Origin of the sequence: Dactylosporangium fulvum (assembly GCF_025137375.1) — a bacterium.
Classification (GTDB): Bacteria; Actinomycetota; Actinomycetes; order Mycobacteriales; family Micromonosporaceae; genus Dactylosporangium; species Dactylosporangium fulvum.
In genome coordinates this window covers 3,419,358-3,435,472 of record NZ_CP073720.1, presented here as the reverse complement: position 1 = coordinate 3,435,472, position 16,115 = coordinate 3,419,358, and the positions used below count along the sequence as shown (strand labels likewise).

General features: G+C 71.1%; 21 protein-coding genes. 7 read left to right on the top strand and 14 right to left on the bottom strand.

The features are described 5' to 3' along the window. Nucleotides 1–56: 56 nt before the first annotated feature. Genes Dfulv_RS15755 through Dfulv_RS15745 form a run of 3 tightly spaced genes read left to right on the top strand, consistent with a single transcriptional unit; the run spans nucleotide 57 to nucleotide 3,662 of the window. A complete protein-coding gene (locus Dfulv_RS15755) occupies nucleotides 57–1,073 on the top strand; it encodes an enoyl-CoA hydratase/isomerase family protein (protein WP_259863756.1) in 1,017 nt (338 codons plus the stop codon). Beyond that, nucleotides 1,066–2,286, top strand: a complete 1,221-nt coding sequence (locus tag Dfulv_RS15750) for a CoA transferase (protein WP_259863755.1) — start codon at nucleotides 1,066–1,068, stop codon at nucleotides 2,284–2,286. Before Dfulv_RS15755 ends, Dfulv_RS15750 begins: the two co-directional genes overlap by 8 nt. Continuing rightward, the gene (locus Dfulv_RS15745; RefSeq protein WP_259863754.1) at nucleotides 2,283–3,662 is read left to right on the top strand and encodes an amidohydrolase family protein; all 1,380 of its coding nucleotides are present in this window, start codon (nucleotides 2,283–2,285) and stop codon (nucleotides 3,660–3,662) included. The genes Dfulv_RS15750 and Dfulv_RS15745 overlap by 4 nt, the downstream gene beginning before the upstream one ends. A gap of 4 nt (nucleotides 3,663–3,666) precedes the next feature. Here the strand turns inward: Dfulv_RS15745 and Dfulv_RS15740 are convergent, their stop codons facing one another. From Dfulv_RS15740 to Dfulv_RS15725, 4 genes are all read right to left on the bottom strand, one after another. Next, complete coding sequence (locus tag Dfulv_RS15740) at nucleotides 3,667–3,813, bottom strand: hypothetical protein (RefSeq protein WP_259863752.1); 147 nt, start codon at nucleotides 3,811–3,813, stop codon at nucleotides 3,667–3,669. After that, nucleotides 3,810–4,064 (bottom strand): IS66 family transposase, encoded by a 255-nt coding sequence (locus Dfulv_RS15735; RefSeq protein ID WP_259863751.1) that lies wholly within the window; start codon nucleotides 4,062–4,064, stop codon nucleotides 3,810–3,812. The genes Dfulv_RS15740 and Dfulv_RS15735 overlap by 4 nt, the downstream gene beginning before the upstream one ends. Before the next feature lie 254 nt (nucleotides 4,065–4,318). Then, nucleotides 4,319–4,651 carry a hypothetical protein gene (locus Dfulv_RS15730; RefSeq protein WP_259863748.1) on the bottom strand — a complete coding sequence of 111 codons (333 nt, stop codon included), beginning with the start codon at nucleotides 4,649–4,651 and terminating at the stop codon, nucleotides 4,319–4,321. Nucleotides 4,652–4,656: 5 nt separating this feature from the next. Further along, entirely contained in the window at nucleotides 4,657–5,382 is a 726-nt protein-coding gene (locus tag Dfulv_RS15725) for an MBL fold metallo-hydrolase (protein ID WP_259863745.1), read from the bottom strand. A 111-nt stretch (nucleotides 5,383–5,493) separates the two neighbouring features. Here Dfulv_RS15725 and Dfulv_RS15720 point away from each other — a divergent pair, with 111 nt between their 5' ends. After that, entirely contained in the window at nucleotides 5,494–6,063 is a 570-nt protein-coding gene (locus Dfulv_RS15720) for a TetR/AcrR family transcriptional regulator (RefSeq protein ID WP_259863743.1), read from the top strand. A 243-nt stretch (nucleotides 6,064–6,306) separates the two neighbouring features. Here Dfulv_RS15720 and Dfulv_RS15715 read toward each other — a convergent pair whose 3' ends face one another. From Dfulv_RS15715 to Dfulv_RS15680, 8 genes are all read right to left on the bottom strand, one after another. Then, nucleotides 6,307–7,482: an ABC transporter permease gene (locus Dfulv_RS15715; RefSeq protein WP_259867689.1), complete on the bottom strand. Its 1,176-nt coding sequence runs from the start codon at nucleotides 7,480–7,482 to the stop codon at nucleotides 6,307–6,309. 23 nt (nucleotides 7,483–7,505) lie between these two features. Continuing rightward, nucleotides 7,506–8,162: an ABC transporter ATP-binding protein gene (locus Dfulv_RS15710; protein ID WP_259867687.1), complete on the bottom strand. Its 657-nt coding sequence runs from the start codon at nucleotides 8,160–8,162 to the stop codon at nucleotides 7,506–7,508. A gap of 2 nt (nucleotides 8,163–8,164) precedes the next feature. After that, on the bottom strand, nucleotides 8,165–9,178 hold the full coding sequence (locus Dfulv_RS15705) for a peptidoglycan-binding domain-containing protein (RefSeq protein ID WP_259863742.1): 1,014 nt from the start codon (nucleotides 9,176–9,178) through the stop codon (nucleotides 8,165–8,167). Next, nucleotides 9,175–9,594 carry a S26 family signal peptidase gene (locus Dfulv_RS15700; RefSeq protein ID WP_259863741.1) on the bottom strand — a complete coding sequence of 140 codons (420 nt, stop codon included), beginning with the start codon at nucleotides 9,592–9,594 and terminating at the stop codon, nucleotides 9,175–9,177. The genes Dfulv_RS15705 and Dfulv_RS15700 overlap by 4 nt, the downstream gene beginning before the upstream one ends. An 8-nt stretch (nucleotides 9,595–9,602) precedes the next feature. Continuing rightward, nucleotides 9,603–10,067, bottom strand: a complete 465-nt coding sequence (locus tag Dfulv_RS15695) for a hypothetical protein (protein WP_259863739.1) — start codon at nucleotides 10,065–10,067, stop codon at nucleotides 9,603–9,605. Then, nucleotides 10,006–11,931 (bottom strand): ABC transporter ATP-binding protein, encoded by a 1,926-nt coding sequence (locus Dfulv_RS15690; protein ID WP_259863738.1) that lies wholly within the window; start codon nucleotides 11,929–11,931, stop codon nucleotides 10,006–10,008. Before Dfulv_RS15690 ends, Dfulv_RS15695 begins: the two co-directional genes overlap by 62 nt. After that, nucleotides 11,928–12,449: a hypothetical protein gene (locus tag Dfulv_RS15685; RefSeq protein ID WP_259863737.1), complete on the bottom strand. Its 522-nt coding sequence runs from the start codon at nucleotides 12,447–12,449 to the stop codon at nucleotides 11,928–11,930. The genes Dfulv_RS15690 and Dfulv_RS15685 overlap by 4 nt, the downstream gene beginning before the upstream one ends. Before the next feature lie 82 nt (nucleotides 12,450–12,531). After that, nucleotides 12,532–12,747, bottom strand: coding sequence for a hypothetical protein (locus Dfulv_RS15680; RefSeq protein ID WP_259863736.1), 216 nt, complete (start codon nucleotides 12,745–12,747; stop codon nucleotides 12,532–12,534). Nucleotides 12,748–13,005: 258 nt separating this feature from the next. Between Dfulv_RS15680 and Dfulv_RS15675 the strand changes: the two genes are divergently transcribed. Together Dfulv_RS15675 and Dfulv_RS15670 are read left to right on the top strand one after the other, a co-directional pair. Further along, nucleotides 13,006–13,239 carry a helix-turn-helix domain-containing protein gene (locus Dfulv_RS15675; protein WP_259863735.1) on the top strand — a complete coding sequence of 78 codons (234 nt, stop codon included), beginning with the start codon at nucleotides 13,006–13,008 and terminating at the stop codon, nucleotides 13,237–13,239. Beyond that, nucleotides 13,236–13,757: a MauE/DoxX family redox-associated membrane protein gene (locus tag Dfulv_RS15670; protein ID WP_259863734.1), complete on the top strand. Its 522-nt coding sequence runs from the start codon at nucleotides 13,236–13,238 to the stop codon at nucleotides 13,755–13,757. Before Dfulv_RS15675 ends, Dfulv_RS15670 begins: the two co-directional genes overlap by 4 nt. A gap of 10 nt (nucleotides 13,758–13,767) precedes the next feature. Here Dfulv_RS15670 and Dfulv_RS15665 read toward each other — a convergent pair whose 3' ends face one another. After that, nucleotides 13,768–14,670, bottom strand: a complete 903-nt coding sequence (locus Dfulv_RS15665; RefSeq protein ID WP_259863733.1) for a hypothetical protein — start codon at nucleotides 14,668–14,670, stop codon at nucleotides 13,768–13,770. Between the two features lie 231 nt (nucleotides 14,671–14,901). On the opposite strand from Dfulv_RS15665, the gene Dfulv_RS15660 reads away from it, so the two are divergent. Further along, nucleotides 14,902–15,021, top strand: coding sequence for a DUF6104 family protein (locus Dfulv_RS15660; RefSeq protein ID WP_259863732.1), 120 nt, complete (start codon nucleotides 14,902–14,904; stop codon nucleotides 15,019–15,021). A gap of 13 nt (nucleotides 15,022–15,034) precedes the next feature. On the opposite strand, the gene Dfulv_RS15655 is transcribed toward Dfulv_RS15660, so the two are convergent. Beyond that, on the bottom strand, nucleotides 15,035–15,940 hold the full coding sequence (locus tag Dfulv_RS15655; protein WP_259863731.1) for a hypothetical protein: 906 nt from the start codon (nucleotides 15,938–15,940) through the stop codon (nucleotides 15,035–15,037). Nucleotides 15,941–16,115 lie beyond the last annotated feature (175 nt).

The window sequence follows — 16,115 nt, the reverse complement described above, 5'->3', positions numbered from 1 at the left end:
TCCGCCGGTAGCGACCGTCTCGTCTGCGAGTGGACGGGCACGTGAAGGAGGCGAACATGGATCTGATCAGCCTCCGGCACATCGCCGAGCGCGGCGTGACCTTCGAGCTCGACGACCAAGGGTTCCCGGTCCGCCCGCTGGTCGTGGTCGACCTCGACGATGCCGACTGGCGCGCTGCGCAGGACGCGGCCGCAGCGCTGGACGGGCGCAACCCCGTGCTGGTCGGCGTGGCGACCTCGGCGCTACCGGCTGCCTGCGCACCCCTGCTCGAGCGGATGACCTGCACGCTTGCCCCGGACGGCCCGGGCCGGTACTGCGCGGGGGACATCGAGGATCTGGGCAGCATCGCGGAGACGGTCGGCGCGGCGCCGTACGCCGCCGTGACCCTCGCCGAGCTGCTCGAGGTCAGCGCTCGGTGCTCTGTCGCCGACGGTCTGCTGCTGGAGTCGTTCGCCTACTCGATGCTGTTGGCCGGGCCGGAGTTCACCGCCTGGCGCAAGGGCACCCCGCGGCGCGACGTCGGGGACAGCGACGATCCGGTCGTGCTGGAACGGTCCGGGGACACCCTGGCGATCACGCTGAACCGTCCGGATCGGCACAACGCGTTCGGCCGCGCCATTCGTGACGGCCTACTGCGAGGCCTCGACGTCGCACGACAGGACCCGTCCGTTCGGGAGGTGGTTGTCTCCGGGGCGGGGCGGTCGTTTTGCAGTGGGGGCGACCTGGACGAGTTCGGCACCGCGCCGAGCGTGTCGGCGGCGCATCTCGTTCGCCTGCACCACAGCGCCGGGCACGCCGTACACCAGGTGCGTGACCGCGCTCGTTTCGTCGTGCACGGCGCCTGTATCGGCGCCGGCGTCGAGATACCCTCATTCGCCGGGTCCGTGGCGGCCCGGGACGATGCCTACTTCCAACTGCCCGAGCTGCGGATGGGGCTGATTCCCGGCGCCGGTGGAACGGTGAGCGTCACGCGACGGATCGGACGCTGGCGGACGGCATACATGGCGTTGACCAACCGGCGGGTCGACGTTTCGACGGCGCTGCGGTGGGGCCTGGTGGACAGCCGTGCCTGAGCCCGATCCGGTGGCGGACTGGGCACGCTCCGGGGCCATGGCGCTGACCGGGCGAGCCGACGGACCACCTCTTGTCGCACCGGGCCGGCCCGCAACCGCGCTGCTGAGCCACCTGGAACAGGTCCGTCGAAACGCTGTCCTGCGTACCGGCTCCGCACCGGCGCTGCCGGGATGCGAACTGCTGGGCGAGCGCGCAGCGATCGCCGGCCTCTCGCGTCGCGGGCCGTGGTCGTGCGGTGGCGCGTTCCGCGCTGTCCCCACCGTGGACGGATGGTTCGGCCTGTCCCTACCGCGTGACGACGACGTGGCGTTGGTGCCTGCCCTGATCGAGCGGCCGACCGTGGACTGCCCATGGGAGGCGATCGAAGCCTGGGCCGGAGCCATCACCACCGCAGAGGCGGTGTTCCGGGCCCGCCTGCTCGAGCTGCCGCACGCTGCGTGGCCGGCGGAAATCCGCACCCGACCCGGTGTGCTCGTCGAGCGGGGCGGCCGCCGCCAGCCGGTGGAGCGCCCGCTGATTGTGGATCTCACCTCGCTGTGGGCCGGTCCGTTGTGCGCTCACCTTCTCGGACTGACCGGTTGTGTCGTTGTCAAGGTCGAGAGCTGGAACCGCCCGGACGGCACCCGGCGCGGTCCGTCTCGGTTCTTCGACCTGCTCCACGGCGGCCACAGCTCAGTGGCGGTCGACTTCACCGATCCGCACGACCGCAATCGACTTGTGGCGCTGATGGAACGCGCGGACCTGGTGCTGGAGGGATCCCGGGCCCATGCGCTGCGGCGTCTCGGGATCCGCGCCGAGAGTCTCGTCGCCGGCGGCACCAGCTGGCTGTCCATCACCGCGCGGGGACGTGACTGCGAGACCGTCGGGTTCGGTGACGACGTCGCGGTCGCGGCCGGCGCGGCTGTCCAGCGAGCCGGCGACCTGCTTCCCGCCGGCGACGCCCTCGCCGACCCCCTCAGCGGTGCCGCCGCAGCGGCGGCGGCATCCAAAGCGCTGCTGGCCGACAACGCAGTCCTGGTCGACGTCTCCATGCTCCATGTCGTACGGGAGGCCGCCATCGGACCCCCCGAGCCACACACCGTGTGGCGCGACGACGGCGCCTGGTGGGTGGAGTCCGTCTCCGGCCGGCACCGCGTCGCCGGCCCCACGGCGCGCGATCCGCACCGCCGCGGGCCCGAACTCGGCGCAGGCAACGAGCTCTGGCTGCGGTGAACCTCCTGTTCCGCGACGTGGAGGTCGACGGCAACCGGGTCGACGTCCGGGTGAAGGGCACCTACGTCGTCGATGTCGGAGCTAACCAGAGGGCCGGCGACGAGGAACCTGTCACGGTCGTCGACGGCCATCGCGGCGTTCTGCTGCCCGGTCTACACGACCACCACGTGCACCTTCTCGCGCTCGCTGCCGCACGCGACTCCGTGGACTGCGGCCCCGCCGTCTGCGACAGGTCACGCCTCGCCGCCGACCTACGGGAAGCCAGGGGACCATGGGTGCGGGGCACCGGCTACCACGAGTCCGTAGCGGGACACCTCGACCGGCATGCACTCGATGAGCTCGTGCCCGACCGACCGGTGCGCATCCAGCACCGCAGCGGCGCGCTCTGGATGCTGAACTCGTCGGCGCTCGCGCTGGTGTCACATCTGCTCGACGACTCCGCCGACGTCGAACGAGATGCGCGTGGCGAGCCGACCGGGCGGCTCTGGAGGTACGACGCGCGCCTGCGGCCTGCCCTTACGCCGCCGGACCTCGACCTGGCACGGCTCGGTCGAGAGCTCGCGGACCATGGCATCACGAGCGTCACCGATGCCACGCCCGACCTGGACGCGGAAGCGGTAGCACTGCTCGCAGCGGCGCACGCCGGAGGCGACCTCCCACAACGCATCACGTTGCTGGGCGCGCCCACCGGCACCGCACTCCCGACCGGGCTCACGGCTGGGCCACGCAAGCTGCTGCTGCGCGACCACGCCCTCCCAACCTTCGACCAGCTGCGCGGCATGATCGCCGAGACCCACCGGACCGGACGAGCGGTTGCGGTGCACTGCGTGACCAGCGAGTCACTGACCCTGACCCTTGCCGTAGTCGAGGACGTCGGCACCGTCCCTGGTGACAGGATCGAACACGCCTCGGTCGTTCCACCGGGCCTCGCGCCCTGGATCGCCGACCTCGAGGTCGCGGTCGTCACGCAACCGGACTTCCTGCGCACCCGCGGCGACGACTACCTGCGTGAGGTCGACATCGCCGAGCAACCATTCCTCTACCCGTACCGTTCGCTGGTCACCTCCGGTGTGCGGGTCGCGGTCTCCAGCGACGCCCCGTATGGCGAACTCGACCCGTGGAAGGTGATACGGACGGCCGGTCAGCGGACCAGCATGCGGGGGCGAGTGATCGGCCCGGAGGAGTCAGTCACGACGGCTACCGCCCTCGCCGGCTATCTGTCCTTCCCCAGTGACCCAGGCGGTTCCATAAGGCAGGTTCGCCCCGGAGTCCGCGCCGACCTGTGCCTACTGCACGTTCCTCTGGCAGATGCCCTGAGGGACCCACGATCCGAGCTCGTCCGATTGACCGTGATCGGCGGACGGCTCCATCAGTAACTGTTCAGGTAGTTTCGGGGAGCCAGGTCCGTCCATTGTGGAGTTGGGTGAGGGTTTCGAGGGCGTTGATGCCGTGTTTGCGGGTGGTGGCGAGGTAGCTGCGGATGGCGCAGAAGGTTTCCGCGCCGGTCTCGCACAGCAGCCGGATCATGTCCGCCGCCCAGGTCCGGGCGGGTCGGTGTCGAGGATGCCGGCGAGTTCACGCAGGTGGTGGGCGCTGCAGAATTGGTGGGCCGTGCCGTAGCGGCGGTACGGGGTGTACCCGTCGTGCACGGCGACGCCAGTGAAGGCCGGTAGGACCCCGGCGGTGGTCATGGCGTCGTGGTCGCGGGTCGGGTGGACGGTGAACAGGGCGAGGGCCTCGGTGGACGCCGAGTGCACCCACGCGGACGTGCCGGCCACGCGTAGTCCGGTCTCGTACGCCAGACGTGCACAGGCCAACGGAGTGCCTGGCGCGCCGATGCTGCAGCGTCCGCCGACCTGGCGGTCTCTCGTCTACTCACGCTGAGTTGTCGATAGCGTCCGACGGCGCTCGGATTGCGGCAGAAGCGTGTGACCTGGGAGCATTTCGACGACCCTGCCGACGTGGTGTAGGTGGGCCAGCAGATCGATGAGCCCACTCGCGCCGGATCCATTGCCGCAGAGCGGATGATCGGTCAGGGGGTGGCCCCGGCTTTGACCGCGGCGCCCGCGATGACCACCTCCAGACAGTCGCGGAACAGGTCGTCCACGGTGCGGCCGGGGCGGAAGTACTCATCGTGGTGCCGTGGTGCCGTGGTGCCGTGGTGCCGTGGTGGCCGGTGGCCGCGATCGCCGGCGCCTGCCTCGTCGTCGCGCTGGCCGCGAGCCTGGTCCCGGCGGGCGTACTGGTGCGCCGGCGACCCGCCGACCTGGCGAGCACCTGGGAGTAGCGGCAGATAGAACGTCATCGCCGACGCGGCGTCATCCACCGTCAGCCGGACGCGTGCGACGAGGTCATCGGCGGGCATAAAGCCTATCGGGGCGAGGAGTGGGCGACGGTCCTGATCGCGCGTATCGCCTCGGCGACTCCACCGGACCATGGCGTGCCGTGACCTGGCAGTACCCACGATGCCTGAACGCTTTCGAGGTGGCGCAGCGACGCCAGCGCCTGGTGCGGATCGTCGGTGAAGGGTGCGGGTTGCGGGCCGCGCTGGCCGGTCAGCACATGCCGGGTGGTCATTGCGTCGCCGACGAAGATCGCGTCGGAGACGGGCACATAAATGGCGATGCTGCCCGGCGAGTGGCCCGGCACTGCGATGATGCGGGGCGCGCCGGGCAGGTCGAGCACCTGGCCGTCGTGCACGACGACGACCTCGGTGAGGTGGGTGGTACGAAGTCCGCCCTTGCGCATCGCGTACCAAAAGAAGCCGACCGTCGCGCCGAACTTCATGCGTCCCCATGAATTGTCGGCTTTGACCTCGCCTCGCGCACGGGCGGCGTCCGCCTCATGGACGTAAACCGGTACACCGTGATCGCGCCGGAGCCGCTCGGCGAACCCGAGGTGGTCACCGTCGCCGTGGGTGAGGACGATGCCCCGGATGTCGTCCACCGATCGGCCCATGTCGGAGAGTTCGGCCTGCAGGTCGTGCCAGTGTCCGGTCATGCCCGCGTCGATGACGGTCACGCCTTCGTCCGTGTCCACGAGGTAGGCGGCCACGATGTCGTTGCCGATGCGGTGCAGGTGCGGCGCGAGCCTCATCGCAGTACCTGCACCGGGATTGCTATCGTCAGCATGATAGCTATCCTATGTAGCCATCATGGCTATGGTCAATAGCCATGGATGCGACCCCGCGATCCGGAGGGAAGTGGCATGCCGACGCCTGATCGGACCTCGCTCGAAGCGATCGTCCAGGCCGGACGCGACATCCTGGAGTCAGCGGGTATCGCCGGCCTGACCATGCAGGCCGTCGCCGACCGGGTCGGCGTGCGCGCACCGTCGCTGTACAAACGTGTGCGCAACCGCGACGACCTGGTGCGCCTCATCACCGAAGCCACCGTCCGCGACCTCGGCGAACGGCTCGCGACGATCGGTGCCGGCACCGATCCGCGCCGCGACCTGGCCGAGCTGGCCCGGGCCTTCCGCGCGTTCGCGCACGCCCGGCCGATGGGCTACCAGCTGATCTTCGCACCGAGACCCGACCTCGGTGGGCCCAGCACCGAAGCGCTTACCCGCGCCATCGAGCCCGTGATGCAGGTGGCCGTGAACCTCGCCGGCGAACACCACGCCCTGGAGGCCGCGCGCACGCTCACGGCCTGGGCAAACGGATTCATCAGCATGGAACTGGCCGGCGCTTTCAAACTCGGCGGCGACATCGACCAGGCATACGAGTTCGGCATCGTCCGTCTCACCGACGCACTCGACGGACGGCCGCCGAACTGAACAAAACAGCCGCCGCGGCCCCGGGCCAACGGCGCTGACGCGCGAGCGATCCAGCAGCGAGCGAACAGCGCCTCCATGCCGGTAGAGAGTCACAGCATCCGGCGTGGTCGTGCACGCTCATGTCGCTGCCCGAGCGCGGTGTCGGCCGTTGAGGATCTTTCTGCGCTCTTGTCATGGCAGTGGTAGTACCGCAGCGCTGCCCGACCATGGCTCCCGGGCGGGACGAGTCGCGACCCGGCACCCTCACGCGCCGGTCAGGGCCTCGGTCGGGCTGAGCCGGGCGGCCCGCACCGCCGGGTACATGCCCGCGCAGGCGCCGATGAGCAGCGTGACACCGAGCCCGCCGAGCACCGCCCAGCTGGGCATGACGATCGCCCAGTCCTGCGACACCGCGTAGGCCGCCGACGCCAGCCCGCCGAGGAGCACGCCGGCACCGCCGCCGAGCAGCGACAGCAGCAGTGACTCGGTCAGGAACTGCAGCCAGATCTGCGACCGGGTGGCCCCCAGCGACCGGCGCAACCCGATCTCCGACCGCCGTTCCAGCACCGAGATGACCATCGTGTTGGCGACCCCCACCCCGCCGACGAGCAGCGCCACCGCGCCCAGCCCGACGAGCAGCCCGGTCAGCGCCTTGTCCGCCGCCGCCTTCGCCGCGAGGGCGTCGGACGGGCGGGAGACCCGGACGTCCTGCGGGCTTTTCGGGTTCGCCGTCCGGTCGAGCAGGGCGTGCACGCTGCCGATCGCGGGCTCCTGCGCCCGGACGTAGATGGTCGAGGAGAGCCGGTCGAAGGCGAACTCGGTCGCCGCCTGCTCCCAGCCGATGAACGCGACCACGTCGAGCTCCTCGGCGAGCGCGATCGGCTCCAGGATCCCGACGAGCGTGAACCATCGGCCGCCGAGCCAGATCTGCCCGCCGATGTTCGTGCCGCTCAGTCCGAGCCACCGGGCCGTCGTCGAGCCCAGCACGACCGTCCGGTACCGCGCGGTCGCTTCGGTGAGCCACGAACCGGACGCGACCCGCGCGCCGACGACGTCCGGCAGGTTCAGTCGGCTCGCCACGACCGTGATCCCGTTGGACTGAGCGGCCGGGATGCGATCGTTGCGGTACACATTGACGCCCTTGACCGCACCGATCGCGGTCACCGACTCGACCGACTCGATCCGGCCGATCATCGTCTCCGCCTCGGCGGGCAGCGTGACGTCGGAGCCGAGGGCACCCTTCGCCGGGGCGACGGCCAGCATGTTGGTGCCGAGCTTGTCCAGGATCGCGTTCAGGCCGGCCTTGCCGGAGCTGGTGATGCCCACGATCGACACCATCGCCGCGATGCCGATGGCGATGCCGAGCGCGGACAGCAGCACCCGCAGCGGGTGGGTCCGCAGTCCCGACCCGCCGACCCGGACGACATCGCCGAACGGCATCCGCTTCGGCGTCAGGGGTGCGCTCACGCCGCGGTCACCCGCCCGTCGTGCAGGGCGACCTGCCGAGGCAGGCCGGCCGCGATCTCCCGGTCGTGCGTGATGATCACGATGGTCGTCCCGGCCGTCCACAGCTGCCGCAGGATGTCCATGACGAGCTGTCCGGCGACGCTGTCGAGGTTGCCGGTCGGCTCGTCGGCGTAGAGGAGCCTGGGCTCGCTGACGATGGCCCGGGCGATCGCGACCCGCTGCCGCTCGCCGCCGGACATCTCGTGCGGTGCGTGCTCGAGCCGGTGCCCGAGGTTCACCCGGCGCAGCGCCTCGGCCGCCCGGTCCCGCCGGACCGGGCGGCGGACGCCGCTGTAGAGCAGTCCGTCGGCGACGTTGTCGAGGGCCGACACCCGTGCCGCGAGATGGAACTGCTGGAAGACGAAGCCGATGTACTGGGCGCGCAACGCCGACAGTTGCCGGTCCGCGAGCCGGGAGACGTCGTGGCCGGCGACGCTGACCCGTCCCGACGTCGGCCGGTCCAGCAGCCCGGCGACGTGCAGCAGGGTCGACTTGCCGGATCCGGACGGTCCGACGACGCCGACCAGCTCACCCGGTTCGATCGTCAGGGTGACGTCGCGCAACGCCACGACCCCGGAGCCGTAGTCCTTGCTGACGCCGGCCAGCTCCACCATCGTCATGCGGCCGGCACCTTGACCAGATCTCCGGCCTCGATTCCCGCTCCGGAGATCTCCACCCGGCCCTGGGTGAACAGCCCTGTCTCGACCTTCACGATGCTGGTGTCCTGGCCGTCGACAAGCTCCACCCCGTATCCGCCGTCCGCGAGCGCCAGCAGGGCCGTGACCGGAACCGACAGGACACCGGTGCGCTTGGCGACCACGATCTGCACCTGTACAGCGGGATCGGTCGCCTTCGCCGCCGCGGCCTGCTCGGCGAGGGAGACCGTCGCGCTGAGCTGCTCTGCGGCCTGCGTCACGCCGGTGACCGTCCCAGCGACCGATCCGCCGCCGTTGAACAGCACGGACACTCCGACCCCGGCCTTGACCAGCGCCTTGTCGGCCGGCTGGACGGGCACGGTGGCCATGCGGGCCGTGCCCGTGACGCCGACAACCGGCCCGGACGCGCGGGCTCCCTGCCGGACCCGGTGGTCGGCGATGCGGACCGCCGCCGGACGGAACGCGACCTGCCCCAGCGGTACCGTCCCGGTCTCCTGCAGCCCGAGCGACTTCTGCCAGCGGCGCACGGCGAGCCCCGTCGAGCGGGTGAACGACCCGTCGGCAGTCAGCTTGCCGTGCCCGAGCGCGGTCAGGTTCTCCTGCAACTGCGTCACGTCCCGGCCGGTGATGCCGCCGTGCAGCTCGCGCCACATCGGCACCGCTCCGTAGAGGACGACCACCGGCAGGTCGTCGACCCGGAACAGCACCCCGCCCCGCTCGACCGTCGCACCGACCGGGGTCAGCTCCGTGACGATGCCGGTCGCCTGGCACTCCAACGGCTCCACCGGCCCGTGGTCGAGGGTGCCGCGCAGCGTCCGCACGTCCGACAGGTCACCGCGCACGACCGGTGCCGTGGCCAGTTCAGGCGCCGGCCCGGTCTCGTCCGGCCGGCGGGCCACGGCGACCCCGATGTACGTCACCGGAGCCGCAACCGCCAGCCCGGCACCGAGGAGCAACAACCGCCGCCGCTTCACGAGGCCGCCTCCTGCAGTCGCAACCGCACGACCGCCTGCACGTCCGCCGCCGGGATCAGCCCGAGCCGGCGCGAATCCACACTGTCCACATTGTCCCCACGGACGGCGACCTTCCCCGGCGGTACGACATCACAACCGGCCGCCGAACGGATCTCCGCCGGGACCGGGTCACCGGCGACGGCGACGAGCCGCTTGACCAGCTTCTCCAGGCCCGCGTTCGGGTGCAGCGGGTTGCGGAACACGACCACGTCACCGACGGCGAACCGCCGCCGTTGCACCGCGAGCAGCACGTCCCCGTCGCCGTAGCTGGGCGACATGCTGTCCCCGGCGACCGTGACGACCAGCAACCGGCGGCGGACCAGCGCGATGCCCGCGGCGGCGGCCACCGCGAGCAGGAGCCAGACATATGGGGGCACGGTACGTCCTAGGAGTTCTTGCGGGAACACATGGTCAGTGTTTCCTTGGCCTTGTCCAGGTCCACGCCGGGCGGCGGCTGGTCCGCGTCGACCATCGGGTCCGGGTCGGGCCAGTCCGGGAATCCGTTCTCCCGCATGCATTGCGCGTTCTTCCGGCGGTGTTCGAGGTTCTCGACCGCCTCCTGCGGGTTCAGGGTCTGCTTCGGCTGCAGGCTGCCGCAGGACTGGTAGGCGGCGATGTAGGTGTCGTCGGCCTTGATCTCGCCGACCTTCTGCTGCGACGGGTCGTCGGCGAGCGGGACGCCGTGCTCACGCATGCAGGCGGCGAAGGCCCGCTCCTGCTCCTTGCGCTTGGCCTCCGCCGCCTTGCCGTCCACCACCGTCGGCGTCGCCGACGGCTCGGCGTCGCCGCTACATCCGCCGGCGAACAACGCCAGACACAGCAGGACCGAACCCCATCGCCCCGATCTCATGCGCGATCCCCTCTTGCATTCCGTTGTGCATGGCGAGACCTGGCCCGTCGACCCGGTCGTCCTGGTAGCCGGCCGCCTGTGCGGTGAACATCCGCGCATAGACGCCGTCCGCGGTCATCAACCCGTCGTGGGTGCCCTGCTCGACGACCTCGCCCGCATCGAGCACGACGATCGTCGCGGCCGAGCGTAGCGCAGCCAGGCGGTGCGAGATGACCACCGCGGTGCGGTCCCCGCGCAACGCCTCGAGCTGCCCGCCGACCTGCTCCGCCGCCAAGGGGTCGAGCGCCGACGTCGGTTCGTCGTGGATGAACAGGTCCGCGTCCGGCCGCATGAACGACCGCGCGACCGCCACCCGCTGGGCCTGCCCGCCGGAGAGCATCACGCCGCTGTCCTGTGGCCCGTTCATCGAGAAGAGTCGCGTCAGCATGGTGTCGTACCCGTGGGGCAGCGCCTCGATCACGTCGTCGGCACCGGCCCGGGTCGCGGCCTCCCGGATCCGGTCCCGGTCCTCCATCGCCGCCACCGCCCCCACACCGATGTTCTCCGCCGCGCTCAGCTCATACGTCACGTAGTCCTGGAAGGTGACCCCCATCCGGCGGCGCAGGTCCGCCAGGCGCAGTTCGCGCAGGTCAACGCCGTCCCAGGTGATCCGGCCGCGGTCCGGATCGTACAGGCGGCACAGCAGCTTCACGATCGTGCTCTTGCCGGCCCCGTTAGCGCCGGCGAGGCCGACAGCCGCCCCGGCCGGGATCCGCAGCGACACCCCGCGCAACGCCCAGCCCGCCTGTTCGGAGTAGCGGAACCACACGTCGTGGAACTCGATGCCCTCGCGCAGCGGCCCCGGATCCCGGTCGCCGTCGACGAGGTCGGGAGGTGTGCCGGTGACGTCGAGATAGTGGCCGAAGAGGTACAACGCCTGCCCCACCGACGACAGCTGGACCACGGACCCGCCGAACGCGCCCTGGACCCCACCGACCGCCGCCACGAACAGCAGCACGTCGCCGGCGGTGAGCCGGCCCGCGGCCGCCTGCAGCACGACCACGACCGCGCCGCCGACCGTGACCACGACGCTGAACAGCGTCAGCAGCGCCTGGGTCAGCGCCACCCCGCGCTCGGTGCGCAGCTCCCGGCGGCTGGTGTCGGCCAGGTGCCCGGCGATCCGGCGCTGGAACAGCCCGCCGAGGCCGAACAGGCGGATCTCCTTCACCGCCTCCAGGTCGGTCAGCAGCATCTGGTACTGCAGCCGCTGCCGGCTCTGCGACATGATCGCCTCACTGGTGCGGGCCTTGCGGCGGGCGAGGACCGACTGCATGAGGATCGCCGGGACCGCCGCCGCCAGCAGCAGGAGCACCATCGGCCACCACACGGCGATCACGACGCCGAGGAAGGAGCCGATGGTGACGGCGGTGCGCACCAGCGACAACGCCAGGTCGCTGACTGCCCGCGGGGCGACCTGCGCGGACTGCTCGGCGAGCTGGATGCGGTCCCGGAACACCGGGTCCTCGAAGTACCGCAGGCCGGGGAAGCCGCTGATCGCCGCATAGAGGCCGCCCTCGGCGTGGATGGTGATCGCCCGCTGCTGCGCGGCGGTCGCGACCGCTCCGAGGTGGCCCAGCAGCAGGGCCACCCCGCCGAGACCGACGACCGCCGCCATCAGCAGCACGAGGGCCCCGCGGTCCGGTTCGCCCTGCGTGAGCCGGTCGACCAGCAGCTTGCTCGCCCACGCCGCCGCGACCGGCAGGGCGCTCGCCAGGACCGTCAACCCGGCTGACAGCAGCAGCAGACCGGGCGACGCCCGCCAGCCCAGCCGCAGCGCGGCCAGGAGCGACCGCCCCAGCCGGCGGCGCGGCTCGTCCCCCGTCATCGGGCCGGGTGCAGCTCGGGCAGCTTGGATCCGACGTACGTCACGAACCCGTCCTCCACCTCGAGCACGGTCGGGAATCGCCCGACGTGGAACGCGGACTCGATGATGTCGACGTCCAGCGGCAGCACGACCGCCCGCGCGTATGCGGGCAGCGCGGCGACCAGTCCGCCGACCTTCGCGTCCGCCCGATCCCCGACGATGAACGCGAACGTCGGGCGGCCGGACTCCTGCGGCAACGCGGCGATGATCAGCTCGCACGGCCCGCAGCCCGGCATCAGGAACAGCAGCAGGGCCCGGCCGGGGCCCAGGTCGGTGTGCGAGATCCGGCTGCCGTGGGCGTCGGGGGCGGAGAACCCGCCGACCTTGTCGCCGACCTCGGGGACGCTCGCCTTCGGGTGATGCCCGGCGGTGGAGGTGCTCGCCTCCCGGACCTTCTTCGCCAGTGCGAGCGTCAGGAACAGGTTTCCCGCACCGAGCACGACACCACCGATCGCGGCGGCCGCCAGCAATGTATCCACAACCATCCCATCCGTGTGATCTGTGATCGGACCGGACCTCCCGTGACGGAGCAGCGCCCCGTCACGGGAGCAGTGACGCCGGTCAGCAGCCGCCGTACTGGTAGCAGTTGGCGTAGCAGTCGTAGATGTACCGCTTGGAGATGTAGTAGCAGCCGCTGGAGTCACAGGTGCGCCACCAGTCGCACCAGCAGGTGTTGCCCTGGCTGGCGGTGCAGGCCCCGGCCTTCTCGCTCGGCGCAACCAGCCAGGCGATGTTGGTCATCGCCCGGCGCAGCGGCTTCGTCAGCAGTTTCGTCACTGCATGCCCTCCGTGATGTCGATACCTCGATGGGTAGCGCGCGCTGCCACGCTACGTTAGGAGCCGCCCAAACCTGACTACAAGGTTAGTTAACAAATATGGCGGGCACCCGCCACTTCCGCAGGCTTCCCAGATATCGGTGAATTCGCGGGTCACGACGTTACGGCCGGGTCGGACGGGAGAAATCGGGCGCTTGACGGCTGATCGCGGGCCCCGATACGTTCCCCCGGACGGCTGGCACGACGGGGGAGTTGCGACATGCCGGATGCTGAAATGACCCTTATTGTTCGTCTGCTCGTCGAAGGTGCCCAGGACCGGGAGATCGCCGACCGGCTGCACCTCGGCTTACGCACCGTCGAGCGGCGGATCAGTTGCACCATGACGCAGTACGGGTTGCGTAACCGCTTCCAGCTGGGCGCACTCGCGCTGCACCTCGGCTGGCTCGACGGGCACGACATCGCGAGACTCATCCAGACCCAACAGGCGAATTGACCGAGGTCGACATGCTGCTGGCCATCGCGCTGTGCCGGGCGCTGCTCGGCATCGTCTTCGCCGTCGCCGTCGTCGGCAAGCTCCGGAGATTTACCGCCTTCACGACCACACTGACCGCGTTCGGCTGGGTTCCGGCCCGATTCCGGACCTCGCTCGCATTCGTCGTCGTCGCAGTCGAATGCCTGATCGTCGGGCTCGTCGCCGTCCCGGCCACAGTGCCGTTCGGCTTCCTGCTCGCCGCCGTCACCCTCGCCGCCTTCAGCCTCGCCGTCCTGCAGTCGCTGCGCACCGGCGGCTCGGTGCGCTGCGAGTGCTTCGGTGCCGACGGCGGTGAGATGGGCGCGCCGCAGCTCGTCCGCAACGGCGTCCTGCTCGCCGTCGCCACGACCGGCGCCGCCTTGACCGTGTCCGGCCCGGCCGGCTCGACGAACCTGCCCGGCCTCGCCACCGGCCTCGTCGCCGGCCTCGTCATCACCCGCTGGGACGACCTCGTCTACCTGCTCCGCACCGGCAGCTGACACGCCCGTGTCAGGACACCGAGCCTGCGCCGGCCAGGGCGAGCAACTCGTCGGGGTGGATTGGTAGCCCGTTGCGGTCGAGGACCTCGAACAGGTCGACGTTGAACGTCCACACGTTTGCACTCTCGGCGATGGCGCGGATGACGGTGCGCTGCGGGTCGGTGAGGGGGTCGCCCTCGGCCGGGAGCAGGGCGAGGGCGGTGGTGACGTCGGTCAACGGTTCTTCGCCGAGGAACAGGCTGCCGTAGCCGGTCGGCACGAGGTCACCGCGCAGCGCGTCAACGAGCACACGCACGCCGTCGGCGGCGGGAGTGTGGTGCTGGCGGACCCAGGTCAGCGCGGCGCAGAACCGCAGCAGTGGGTCGTCGCCGCTGAGGTGCGGTCGGAGGGCCTGCCGGGTCTGCGGGTCGGTGTCGTGCAGCGCCAGGCCGAGCAGGATCGCCGCCCGGATCTTGCGCTTCGGTTCGGTCGTGAGCCGGTCCCGTAACGCATCCGCGGCGGCCGCGCCCGGTGCGGCGGCGAGCAGCGTGACCGCGCGGCGCCGGAACCTGGCCCGCCGGTGGGCGGCGAGCCTCGTCCAGGTCGGTACCGCATCGGCGAGGCTGGTGAGCACCTCGTGGCAGGCGCCTTCCGCACCGTGCTCGGCGAGGTGCTCGGCCGGGTTTGCCGCGTCGCCGGGCAGGCTGGCGTGGATGAGTTTGAGACGGTGTACGGCGGCGGGTGAGCCGTCCCGGGTGGCGATACCCACCAGCAGGTCCAGCAGCCGCTTCCGGTCGTCGTCGGTGGCGACCCGGTCGACCAATGCGGTCATGTACCGAAACGCCGGGCCCGTGGCCTCGGCGACCGTGTGCGTCCCGTCGGCGTTCCAGTGCCGGGCCACCCCGTGCAGCTCGCCGTCGCGCCGCCGCACCACCGCCCAGAGCCCCGTTCGGGTAGAGGTTGGCGATCTCCGGCACCCCGGCCGGTCGGGGCGGCATCGGTTCACCGGCAATGGTCAGCTCACCGCCGTCCGCCGCGTAGCAGCGGTCCGCACCAACACGCCGTCCCCGTCGTAGTCGTTGCGAATGCTCCGGATCGCCGTCGCGCACCCGTCGAACGAGAACGGATCACGGCTACTTGTTGCCGGCTGATGGGTCAGGCGTAGATGGAGTCCCTCGGAGAGGGCGGCCTTGGCGGGAGCGGCGTCGACCAGAGCCCGCAGTTCGAGACCCCGATCGAGCGCCTCGCCGTCCGCCTGGCCCGCCTGGACGACGACGAGGACTGACCGCCGCCGGACGCTAGACCTGGTTGACCTGGATCGGGATGCCGTCGGCGCCGACCAGCAGCCGCGCGCCGAGCGGGGCGGCGAGGCGCATCTCGTACTCGGCGGTGCGCAGCATCGCCACGTGCCCGCAGCTGTCGTTCGCCGGGCCGGGTGCCGTGCCGCTCACCACGGCCCGCAGCCCGATCGCAACCACCCGCGGCGACTCCACGACAACCGGCTCGTACCGGTGCTCCGGCTGTCCCGGGCAGGCCGGTTCGGGTGCCTCGAGCCGGATCGTGACGGTGCTGCCGCGGGCGGTGGCCGGACCGAGCGGCGGCGCCTGGATCTTGGTGGGTGCCTTCACGTAGCCGTCGGCCGCGAGGGCGGGCCACAGCACCGGGCCGCTGCTGCCCTCGACCGTGAACACCCAGGCGGGCAGGCTCGCGTCGCCCCGGTCCGTCCGGAACATCGCCGAGCCGAACGTCACCGCGATGATCCGCACGACGCCCGTGGGCTCGGCCGCGTCGGACGCCACGTTCCTCGGCTTGACGTTCCTGAGCGCGACGAACGCCTCCTGCGCGCCGATGGCGGGCAGCTGCACGGCCGGCTGCCCGGGCAGTGTGACGGTGACGGTCTTCGCCGGTGCCTGCGGCAACGGCTCCTGTGTCGTGAGCAGGTACCGGCCGTACCGGAAGGCGTCCTGGGTCGAGCCGTCGGAGAACCCGGACGACAGCGGCAGCTCGTCCAGCAGCACAACCGGCCGCGGCGCGCGGTCCGCCGGGAACTGCGCCCACCGTGTCACGGCCTCGGGTGCCACGCCCGACGGCAGCGGTCCCTGCGGGTCCGGCGCGACCGCCGTCCTGCCGTCGCACCCGGCGGCTCCTGCCAGGGCGAGCAGCGCCACCCCGACGACGACCACGGCCCCCCACCGCCCCCTCATGGCGCTCAAGCGTATGGACACACGGTCTGCGGGTACACCGTCACCAGGAACTTCCCCGCGGTGCTGTGCGCCAACGACTACGACGGCACCTACCGCAGCAACCTCGGCCGCCACCCGAACTACATCCACACCGCTCGCTGCTACCGCCCCACCCGAGGCCACAAACCATTGGCCC